Origin of the sequence: Mycolicibacter sinensis (genome assembly GCF_001667375.1) — a bacterium.
In the GTDB taxonomy this organism is placed as follows: Bacteria; Actinomycetota; Actinomycetes; order Mycobacteriales; family Mycobacteriaceae; genus Mycobacterium; species Mycobacterium sinense_A.
Genome location: NZ_LZIN01000097.1, coordinates 1 through 10,002 on the forward strand (window position 1 = coordinate 1; position 10,002 = coordinate 10,002).

The following is a 10,002-nucleotide window of genomic DNA, read 5'->3' on the forward strand; positions in this document are numbered from 1 at the left end:
CGCCCACCCCGGCGGCGGTGCCGCCGGGGTGGGCGTCGGGGCGGCGGCCAAGGTCTCCGGGCACATCTCGTTCTGCGCGGCGTCGACCATGAGCTTGGGGATGCCGTCGGCGATCTTCTTGTCGAACCGATCCCGGGCGGGACGGCCGCGCCGCAAGTTCTGGCAGATGAGCTCGCCGGCCTTCACCGCGCCGGACGGCGTGATGAGCCCCGGGCTGTTCTGATACTTGAAGCCGCGCGAGTCGAGGTAGCTGAGATAGCCCTTCTCGTCGGCCTGTGCCGGCGCGGCGGCGAAAAGCAGGGTTCCGGGAATCAGCGTCATCGCCGCCAACCGCCACATCATGGGAGAGAACTGTAGACGGTGGCGGCCGGGGCGACACGCTGTACTGGCCGCGAGTCAGGGCAGGCGGCGCAGTCCGCGGTACTGCACGAGCGCGAAGAACGCGGTGTAAGCGGCGCTCGTCAGCATCGCGACGACGCCGAGCCCGGTCAACGGCAGCACCCCGGTTTCGAGCACCGTGATCGCGGCGAGGGTGCACACCATATTGGCGGCGATCACGCCGACGCCGGCCCGGCGCACGTCCGGAAGCGCGGCTAGGAAGTAGACCGCCGCGCCGTAGAGCACGCAGAACGCGGCCAGCGCGTACTCGTGGGCCGGCGTAAGACCCATCAGCGCTGCCATCGGCCGGGCGGCGAACAGCCCCGCCAGACCGATGACGCCGGTGACGGCGGCGTCGGCGCGCAGGGCGAATCGCAGCAGTGAATCGGTCGAGTCGGACAAGACCCGGGTGGTGATGGCGGTCATGATGAACTCCCTTCGAGGCTCGACTAGCAACACCCCTGACGTTGCTCGCCGGCCGCTGCCACATCGACCCGAGGCACTGCCAAGCACTGCCAACCGCAGGTCACAGGCCCGACGAAACCGCCATCCGCCCGCGCAGGTCGGCCGCGATCACCCGGGCACCGGCGTTCTGCCAGTTGTGCAACGAGCGCTGCGGCACCTCGGTGACCAACCACTGCCAGGCCTGCCGGGCCGTGGGATCCAGCCCGGCCGCGGTCGCGTTCTGCGCATAGGCGCGCACTCCGACCACGTAGGGGAAGTACAGGGCGTTGTAATAGCGCCACTGTTCGGTCGTGCCGAACTCGCCGCCGTCGCGCGGTTTGAGCGCGGCGATGCGGTCTGCCAGCAGCGCCTTGAGTTCGTTGGCGCGTTCCAGCGGCGCGTCCGGGACACCGCGCGCGGCCAACCGCTCGTCGATGGCCGGCAGCGCGGTCAGCGGGCTGGCGACGAGCTTCGACAGGTCCCCGTAGTGCGCCAACGCCCGCCGGGTCAGCCGGACGAAGGTCTCCTCGTCGACGTCGTCGAGCGGGCCGGTCGAGCGCAGCGCGAGCGCGGCCTCGGTGTCACGCAGGGCGGCGCGGTCGGCGCGCAACGCCGGGGACCGCCAGAACGCCAGCCGGTCCCAGAACCCGGCCAGCCGGTCGACGAAGACCTGGACTTCGATGCCGACGGCGATCGTGGTGAACAGCAGCACCGTCAGCGCGGTTTGCGCGGCGGGTTCGCTTCGGGTCACGGCCAGCCCGATCAGCACCTGTCCACCGAGCAGCGCCGCCATCGCGACGGCGGCCAGAAACGAGCGCAGCATGTCCAGCCGCAGCGCCTGGCCCTCGTCGAAGGCGTCCCACAGGGCGACCGCCAGACCCAGCAGCAGCACGTCAATGCCGGTGCTGGCCAGCGCGACTCCGCTGGGCACCACCCCCAGCGGGATGATCAGGATCGCGTTGGCCAGGGCGAAGAACAACGTCGCAACGATCACCACGCCGAGCACCGAGCCGGGTTGGGCGGGCCGGATGAGGGCCTTGACCATCGCCGCCAACGTCGACACCGAGACCACCGCGAACAGCAGCCAGTGCCCGGCGCGCAGCGGGCCGTCGACGCTGCCGGCCCACGCCGCCCCGGCCAGTGCCGCCGCGGCGACCCCACCGATGAGCACGGTGTCCCGGCCGCGGTGAGACCAGCGGTCACACGGCCGGGACAACTCCAGCAGCACCGCGAACCACGCCACCCCCGGAATCACGGCCAGGTAGATCTCCACCCGGCCGAGCAGCACCGGCTGCCACACCGCACGCACCGCGTCGGCTGCGACCACCGCCGCGAAGCCGCACAGCCCGACCGCAGCCAACACCAGCACCGGCTTGCGCGGGTCGCGGGCCAGCAGGTACATCCCGAGCCACCAACTCAGGGTGAAAACCAGCGCCGACAGCACGACCACTCCCCGCTACCGCCCGAATCGCCGGTGCCGGACGCTGTAGTCGCGCAATGCCCGCAGGAAGTCGACCCGGCGGAAGGCCGGCCAGTGCGCCTCGGTGAACCACATCTCCGAATAGGCGCTCTGCCACAGCAGAAATCCGGACAACCGCTGTTCCCCGGAAGTACGGATCACCAGGTCCGGGTCCGGCTGGCCCGAGGTGTAGAGGTTCTCCGAGATGCCCTCGACGGTCACCGCGTCGACGAGCTCCTCGGCGCTGGCACCGTTGGCCAATTCCTTGCCGAGCAGACCACGAACGGCGTCGACGATCTCCTGGCGGCCGCCGTAGCCGACGGCGACGTTGACGTGAAAACCACCGTTCTTCTCGCGTGTGGAGTCCACGGCCTCACGCAATCGGCGGGCGGGCTCCTCGCCCAGCAGTTCCAGGTCCCCTACGGTGCGCACGCTCCAGCGATTGCCCGGCGCGCAGAGCTCCTCCACTACATCGGTGATGATCTCGATCAGCGCGGCGAGCTCCGCGCGGTCGCGCTGCAGGTTCTCGGTGGACAGCAGGTAGACGGTGGCCATTTCGATGCCGGCGTCGGCGCACCAGCGCAGCATCTCGGCGATCTTCGCCGCGCCCATCCGGTAGCCGTAGCTGACGTCGTCGTAGCCGGCATCACGCGCCCAGCGCCGGTTACCGTCGCAGAGCACGGCAATGTGCCGCGGCAACGCCGACCGGGATGCCGCGAGCCCCTGCCGGAGGCGCATCTCGTAGAGCCGGTACAGCGGCTCCTTCAGGCGCGCCGGGATGATCGCCACAAAAACCCAGACTACTGTGATCGGCAGTAGTTGCCGCGAATCGCGTCCGGGAATCGGGGGAAAGGTCGATGAGCACGCACACGGACACCGTCGCCGAGCCGAACCCGGGTGACCTGCCTGCGGGCGTTCTCGCGGCACACACCAAGCCGCGGGCGCGCGGATGGATTCACCTGGTGTCAGCCGTCGTCGCGGTCATCGCCGGGGCCGCGCTCATCGGGGTGACCTGGCCGCTGGCCGGAGTCGAGGCCGGATTGGCGACGCTGGCCTACACCATCTCGGTGGTCGGCATGTTCGCGGTCAGCGCCACCTATCACCGGGTGACGTGGAAATCGGTGGCCACCCGGGTCAGGATGAAGCGGGTCGACCACGCGATGATCTTCATCTTCATCGCCGGCACCTATACCCCGTTCGCGCTGCTGGCGATGGACCACGACGCCCAGGAGCGGCTGGTGATGACCATCGTTTGGGGCGGTGCGCTGGCCGGGGTGGTGCTGAAGCTGTTCTGGCCGACCGCCCCGAAGTGGGTCGGCGTGCCGCTGTATCTGCTGCTGGGTTGGGTGTCAGCGTTTTTCATCGCGACGATCATGCGCAACGCCGGGGTGGCCGCGATGGTGCTGCTGACCGTCGGCGGCATGCTCTACAGCATCGGCGCGATCATGTACGCGCTGAAATGGCCGGACCCGTGGCCGCGGACGTTCGGCTACCACGAGTTCTTCCACGCCTGCACCGCGGTCGCGGCGGTCTGCCAGTACATCGCGATCTGGTTCGCCGCGCTGTCCTAGCCGTCCTGGCTACAGCTGGGTGATGTTCTCCGCCGACCAGTAGGCCTTCATCCCGGCGATCTTGCCCTCGCCGTCGAACACCATCACGTCGATCGGCTCGATGCGCATCCGGTGGTCACCATTGGTGATGGTCAGCGCGAAGTGGAAGGCCGCCTCGTTGCCGGCCACCCGCAGCGTGACCAGCTCAGCCTTGCGGTCCAGGCCGGTGATGGCCGAGTAGAAGTTGCGGATGGCCTGGTGGCCAATGTGGACCTCGCCGCCAACCGGGTCCTCCAGGGTGGCGTCGCTCGCGTACAGCCCGACCAGATCGTCGGCGTCGCCGCCGCCGACCAACTCGATGTAGCGGTGGACGGTCTCAGTGATGGCCTGGGTCCGGTCGGGTGCGCTCGTCATGTGGCGCAGGTTACCCGGAGCCGGGGTTGGTGGGCACCTCGAGGGCCACGGCCAACTGCTCCGCAGTGCCCACCGGCAGGTCGCACACCGGGCCCCGGCAGACGTACGCAGCGTCGGCGCCGCCGACCCGGTCTCGCCCGATCAGCAGTTCCGACGAGCCGGGCGCACCGCCGACCACGATCGCCCCGCCGGGCGCCAGGCGGCGCGCCTGGGCCAGCAGCGCCGAGTCGGGGCGTTGGCAGGCCACCGCGACCTGCAGCGGGCCTCGGATGTAGGCCTCGGCCACGGCGAGCCAATGCCCCACCGAGCGCGGAGCGCGGGCCAGCAGCGCACTGTGCGCCGCCAACGCGTCGGCGGCCGCCTGCCGGTAGCTCTCACTGCGGTCCGCGTCGACCAGGTGCGCCGCGGTCAGCAGCGCCTCGGTGATCAGCGCCGCCCCGGACGGGGTGGCCCCGTCGAGCGGGTCGCCGGGGCGCAGCACCAGTGCCTCGGCGTCGTCGGCGGTGTCGAACCAGCGTCCCGGCTGCGTCGGGTCGGCGAAGCGGGCCAGCGCGGTGTCCAGCAGCCCGACGGCGGTGTCGCGCCAGTGCTCGTCGCCGTCGAGTTGGTATACGCTGAGCAGCCCGGTGGTCAGCGCGCCGTAGTCCTCCAGGATCGCGACGCTGTCCCCCACCTGGCCGCCGAGACTGGCCCGACGCAGCCGCCCGGCCACCAGGTGCAGGTCGACCAGTGCTGCGGCGCAGTCCTGGGCCGCGCTGATCAGACTCTGATCCCCCAGCGCCACACCGGCTTCGGTCAACGCCGTGATCGCCATGCCGTTCCAGGCGGTGACCACCTTGTCGTCGCGACCGGGCTGGGGCCGGGAGCGCCGGGCGGTCAACAAGCGCTGCCGCACCGAACCGAGCCGCTGGAGATCGTCGGGGTCACGCGGAAGTTGTAGCACTGAGGCGCCGGCTTCGAACGTTCCGCCGACGGTGACATCGAAAATGCCTGCGGCCCAACGTCCGTCGTCATCGCCGAGCACGTCGGTCAGCTGCTCGGACGTCCACACATACGTCGAGCCCTCCCGGCCGTCGGCGTCGGCGTCGAGTGAGGAGACAAACATGCCGCCATCGGAAAGCTCGTCGAGCAGGAACCGGGCCGTCTCCGAGGTCACCCGGATGGCCAGCGGATCACCGGTGCGCCGGGCCCAGTGCGCATACGCCCGCAACAGCAACGCGTTGTCGTACAGCATTTTCTCGAAATGCGGTACCACCCAGGCGTTGTCGACGCTGTAGCGGGCAAAGCCCCCGGCGAGCTGGTCGTAGATGCCGCCGCGGGCCATCGCCGCGCCGACCCGGGCCACCGCATCCAGCGCCGGGCGGGCTGCGGTCCGTTCGTAGTGGCGCAGCAGGGTTTCCATCATCGCCGACGGCGGGAATTTGGGCGCGCCGCCGAAGCCCCCGTGTTCGGTGTCCTCGTCCCGCAGCACCGCGGCCACCGCACCGTCGCACAGCATCGCGTCGACCGGCGGACCGTGGCCGGGCAATCCGGCGGCCATCGAGCGCAACTCCCCGGCGATGCGGTCGGAGGCGTCCTCGACCTCGTCGCGGCGGTTGCGCCAGGTATCGGTGATCGCCGAAAGCAGGTTCAGGAAAGCGTCTTTCGGGTAGTAGGTGCCGCAGTAGAACGGCCGGCCGTCGGGGGTCAGAAAACAGGTCATCGGCCAGCCGCCACGCCCGGTGAGCGCGATGGTGGCGTTCATGTAGATCGCGTCGATGTCCGGGCGCTCCTCCCGGTCGACCTTGACGCACACGAAGCCGTCGTTCAGCACTTCCGCAACGTGCACATCCTCGAACGACCCGTGCGCCATCACGTGACACCAGTGGCAGGCCGCGTAGCCGACCGACAGCAGGATCGGCACGTCGCGCTCGGCGGCTTCGGCCAACGCCTGCGGCGTCCACTCCTGCCAGTGCACCGGGTTGTCGGCGTGCTGGCGCAGGTACGGGCTGGTGGACTCCGCGAGACGATTGGCCATGGCGGCTAACCCGCGGAGTCCGGTCCCGGGTCCAGCGTGCCTTCGTCGGCGGCCTGATCGGCCGCGGGATCCTCCCGATCGAAGGATTCCGGCACCTTCTTGAGGTGGCGGTTCATCGACCACACCAGCCCGAAGGTGCCGAGCAGCAGCAGCACGATGACCAGCAGTCCGAACGGGCTGGCCTTGCCGAAGTCCGGCCCGGTGTCCCGGGGCACGTCGTCGGCCAAGATCCAAAGCGCGGTCAGCACAGCATGATTCATGGGGCGTCCTCGATCCCGGCGAACAGGTCGGTCTCCGGCAGGATAACCGGCACTCGGGACCGGGCCAGCTCGAACTCCTCGGTGGGCCACAGGCGTTGCTGCCACTCGATCGGAGCGGCGAAGAAGTCGCCGTCCGGGTCGATCTGGGTGGCGTGGGCGCGCAGCGCGTCGTCGCGCTGGGAGAAGTAGGCAGAGCATTCCACCCGGGTGGTCACCCGGTCGGCGAACACGTCATGGTCGGGCTGCCAGTGCTCCAGCCACCGCGCGAACGGACCGACCTGGCCGATCTTGGCGAACTCGTCCTGCAGCAACTGCATCCGCTGCCGCAGGAAACCGTGGTTGTAGTACAGCTTCGAGACGGTCCAGGGCTCGCCGGCCTGCGGGTAGCGCCGGAAGTCGCCGGCCGCCTCGAAGGCGGCCACCGACACCTGATGGCAGCGGATGTGGTCGGGGTGCGGGTAGCCGCCGTTCTCGTCGTAGGTGGTCATCACATGCGGCCGGAAGTCCCGGATGACTCGCACCAGCCGTTCCGTCGACACCTCCAGGGGCACCAGGGCGAAGCAGTCCTCGGGCAGCGGCGGCAGCGGGTCGCCCTTGGGCAGGCCGGAGTCGAGGAAACCCAACCAGTGATGCTCGACGCCGAGGATCTCGGCGGCCTTGGCCATCTCGTCGCGGCGGATCTCGGCGATGTGGCCGTGTACCTCGGGCAGATCCATGGCGGGGTTGAGGATGTCGCCGCGCTCACCACCGGTCAGCGTCACCACCATCACCCGGTGGCCGGCGGCCGCATAGCGGGCCAGCGTGGCCGCGCCCTTGCTGGACTCGTCGTCGGGGTGCGCATGCACCGCCATCAACCGCAGTCCGCTCATGTGCAAAGTCCCCTATAGTTCCTGTTGGTTTCCGGCCCCCATCGTTCCACCATGTCCGATGGGCGCGGTAACCGCTCCCGACTCCACCGCGACCCTGGGACACACCGCGACGATGACCGACTCCAAGCCGGCCCGCTACGGCGACACCCGTGGACGGGCCCTGCCCCGGCGGCTGCTGGCGATCACGCTGGGAGCGCTGGCCATCGCGACGGCCGCCGGCGTCGCCGTACTGGGCTATCAGCGGCTGACCACCGCCGACGTGAAGGGCGAGCTGTACGGCTACGAGGTGATTGACGACCAGACGGTGTCGGTAAAGATCAGCGTGACCCGATCTGATCCGTCCCAGCCCGCGGTGTGCATCGTGCGGGTGCGGGCCGGCGACGGCAGCGAGACGGGCCGCCGCGAAGTGCTGGTGCCGCCGTCGGAGTCGGCGACCGTACAGGTGACGACGATCGTCAAATCGTCCCAACCGCCGATGATGGGCGACATCTACGGCTGCGGCACCGACGTGCCCGGTTATCTGAAGTCGCCCTGATCTCGCGGTGGTAGCCTTTGCGGGTACACGGTTCCGGATGGGACCGTGTATTGCTGCATTAGAACGACGTCGACCCCGCTGGCTTCGCCGGGTCCGACGATACGAGGAGCACAGTGAGATGACGGACACCCCGGTGACCTGGTTGACGCAGGAGTCACACGACCGGCTCAAGGACGAGCTCGACCAGCTGATCGCGAACCGTCCGGTGATCGCAGCGGAGATTAACGACCGCCGCGAGGAAGGCGACCTGCGGGAGAACGGCGGCTACCACGCCGCCCGCGAGGAGCAGGGCCAACAAGAGGCCCGCATCCGGCAACTGCAGGACCTGCTCAGCACCGCCAAGGTCGGCGAGGCGCCGACGCAGTCCGGGGTGGCGCTGCCGGGTTCGGTGGTCACGGTGTTCTACGACGGCGACAAGTCCGATACCGAGACGTTCCTGATCGCCACCCGCCAGGAAGGCATCAGCGAGGACAAGCTCGAGGTGTACTCCCCGAACTCACCGCTTGGTCACGCCCTGCTCGGCGCCAAGGAAGGCGAGGAGCGCAGCTACACCGTGCCCAGCGGCAAGACCGTCAAGGTGACCCTGGTCAGCGCGGAGCCCTACCAGTCCTGACCCGGGCGTTCAGCCCAATGCCTGCTTGAGATCGTCGAGCAGGTCGTCGATGTCCTCGATGCCGACCGACAGCCGCACCAGGTCGTCGGGAACCTCCAGTTGCGAGCCGGCCGTCGACGCATGCGTCATCGCGCCCGGATGTTCGATCAGCGACTCCACCCCGCCCAGCGACTCGGCCAGGATGAAGATCTCGGTTGCGGCGCAAAGTTTTTCGGCCGCTCCCCGCCCGCCGCGCATCCGCACCGAGACCATGCCGCCGAAACCACGCATCTGGCGTGCGGCCACGTCGTGCCCCGGGTGGTCGGGCAGGCCCGGATAGAGCACGCTGGCCACGGCCGAATGCCCGGCGAGGAAGTCGGCCACCGCGGCGGCATTCTCGCTGTGCCGCTGCATCCGCAGCACCAGCGTCTTGAGTCCGCGCATCGTCAGGTAGGCGTCGAACGGGCCGGGCACCGCACCGGCGCCGTTCTGCAGGAACGCGAAGGCGGCGTCGAGTTCGTCGTCGTCGGTGACCAGCGCACCGCCGACCACGTCGGAGTGGCCGCCGATGTATTTGGTGGTCGAGTGCAGCACCACGTCGGCGCCCAGCGTCAGCGGCTGCTGCAGCGCCGGCGAGGCGAACGTATTGTCCACCAACACCTTTGCCCCCGCTTGTCGGCCGATCGCGGCAATGCCCTCGATGTCGCTGATCGACAGCAGCGGGTTGGTGGGCGTCTCCACCCAGATCAGCCGGGTCTGATCGGTGAGCGCGGCACGCACCGCGTCCAGGTCGGACAACGCGACCGGGGTGTGGGCCACGCCCCAACCGGTGAACACCTTGTCGATCAGCCGGAAGGTGCCGCCGTAGGCGTCATCCGGGATGATCAAATGATCGCCCGGGCGCAGGATCGCCCGCAGCGCACAGTCGGTGGCGGCCATCCCCGAGGAGAACGCCCGCCCGAAGCGGCCCTGCTCGACCGCGGCCAACGCGGTCTCCAGCGCGGTCCGGGTCGGGTTGCCGGTGCGGGCGTACTCGTAACCACCGCGCAGGCCGCCGACACCGTCCTGGGCGAACGTGCTGCTGGCGTAGATCGGGGCATTGACCGCCCCGGTAGCCGGGTCGGGGCGGAAACCGGCGTGGATCGCCTTGGTGGACAGTCCTTTTGGGCCGTGCCCTAGATTCTGGCTCACCGGATCGGCAGGCAGACGGTGGTCATGATCTTGTCCGCCAGCGTCTGCCGCTTGGCGTCCCACAGCGGGAACAGGTAGCCGATGCACAAGATGGCGCCGTCGATGATGTGGGCCAGCTGTCGCACGATCGACATGCCGAACCCGATCGGCTGGCCGGTGGCTTCGGAGACCACCTTGAACTTCATCGCCGATTTGCCGATGCTCGACCCGGTGGTCCCTTGCCGGTAGCCGAAGTTCCAGATTCCGTAGCCCAGCGCCGCCGCCCACCCGACCAACATCAGCCGGGCGCCGGC

13 protein-coding genes are annotated in these 10,002 nt (G+C 69.4%); 3 read left to right on the forward strand and 10 right to left on the reverse strand.

All coding sequences use genetic code 11. The features are described from left to right. From A5771_RS20050 to A5771_RS20065, 4 genes are all read right to left on the reverse strand, one after another. Positions 1–342 (reverse strand): DUF732 domain-containing protein (locus A5771_RS20050; protein WP_064856955.1); only part of this gene is annotated, 342 nt, incomplete at its 3' end. A 54-nt stretch (positions 343–396) separates the two neighbouring features. Beyond that, entirely contained in the window at positions 397–804 is a 408-nt protein-coding gene (locus A5771_RS20055) for a hypothetical protein (RefSeq protein ID WP_064856956.1), read from the reverse strand. A 100-nt stretch (positions 805–904) separates the two neighbouring features. Continuing rightward, a complete protein-coding gene (locus A5771_RS20060; protein ID WP_109401225.1) occupies positions 905–2,272 on the reverse strand; it encodes a hypothetical protein in 1,368 nt (455 codons plus the stop codon). Positions 2,273–2,278: 6 nt separating this feature from the next. Next, positions 2,279–3,070, reverse strand: coding sequence for a (2Z,6E)-farnesyl diphosphate synthase (locus A5771_RS20065; RefSeq protein WP_064856957.1), 792 nt, complete (start codon positions 3,068–3,070; stop codon positions 2,279–2,281). 68 nt (positions 3,071–3,138) lie between these two features. Between A5771_RS20065 and trhA the strand changes: the two genes are divergently transcribed. After that, positions 3,139–3,852, forward strand: a complete 714-nt coding sequence (gene trhA / locus A5771_RS20070; protein WP_064856958.1) for a PAQR family membrane homeostasis protein TrhA — start codon at positions 3,139–3,141, stop codon at positions 3,850–3,852. Positions 3,853–3,861: 9 nt separating this feature from the next. Here the strand turns inward: trhA and A5771_RS20075 are convergent, their stop codons facing one another. The 4 genes from A5771_RS20075 to mca are packed head-to-tail and all read right to left on the reverse strand — an operon-like array spanning position 3,862 to position 7,391. Then, positions 3,862–4,245 carry a nuclear transport factor 2 family protein gene (locus A5771_RS20075; protein ID WP_064856959.1) on the reverse strand — a complete coding sequence of 128 codons (384 nt, stop codon included), beginning with the start codon at positions 4,243–4,245 and terminating at the stop codon, positions 3,862–3,864. Between the two features lie 10 nt (positions 4,246–4,255). Then, a complete protein-coding gene (locus A5771_RS20080; RefSeq protein WP_064856960.1) occupies positions 4,256–6,262 on the reverse strand; it encodes a thioredoxin domain-containing protein in 2,007 nt (668 codons plus the stop codon). A gap of 5 nt (positions 6,263–6,267) precedes the next feature. Further along, a complete protein-coding gene (locus A5771_RS20085) occupies positions 6,268–6,522 on the reverse strand; it encodes a hypothetical protein (RefSeq protein ID WP_064856961.1) in 255 nt (84 codons plus the stop codon). Next, positions 6,519–7,391, reverse strand: a complete 873-nt coding sequence (gene mca / locus A5771_RS20090) for a mycothiol conjugate amidase Mca (RefSeq protein WP_064856962.1) — start codon at positions 7,389–7,391, stop codon at positions 6,519–6,521. Before mca ends, A5771_RS20085 begins: the two co-directional genes overlap by 4 nt. 112 nt (positions 7,392–7,503) lie before the next feature. Between mca and A5771_RS20095 the strand changes: the two genes are divergently transcribed. After that, positions 7,504–7,926: a DUF4307 domain-containing protein gene (locus tag A5771_RS20095; RefSeq protein ID WP_064856966.1), complete on the forward strand. Its 423-nt coding sequence runs from the start codon at positions 7,504–7,506 to the stop codon at positions 7,924–7,926. A 118-nt stretch (positions 7,927–8,044) separates the two neighbouring features. Further along, positions 8,045–8,539: a transcription elongation factor GreA gene (greA, locus tag A5771_RS20100; RefSeq protein ID WP_064856963.1), complete on the forward strand. Its 495-nt coding sequence runs from the start codon at positions 8,045–8,047 to the stop codon at positions 8,537–8,539. 9 nt (positions 8,540–8,548) lie between these two features. Here greA and A5771_RS20105 read toward each other — a convergent pair whose 3' ends face one another. Together A5771_RS20105 and A5771_RS20110 are read right to left on the reverse strand one after the other, a co-directional pair. Beyond that, positions 8,549–9,709 (reverse strand): cystathionine gamma-synthase, encoded by a 1,161-nt coding sequence (locus A5771_RS20105; protein ID WP_064856964.1) that lies wholly within the window; start codon positions 9,707–9,709, stop codon positions 8,549–8,551. Then, positions 9,706–10,002, reverse strand: a 297-nt coding sequence (locus A5771_RS20110) for an RDD family protein (RefSeq protein ID WP_131808957.1), incomplete at its 5' end; no start/stop codon positions are given. The genes A5771_RS20105 and A5771_RS20110, both read right to left, overlap by 4 nt.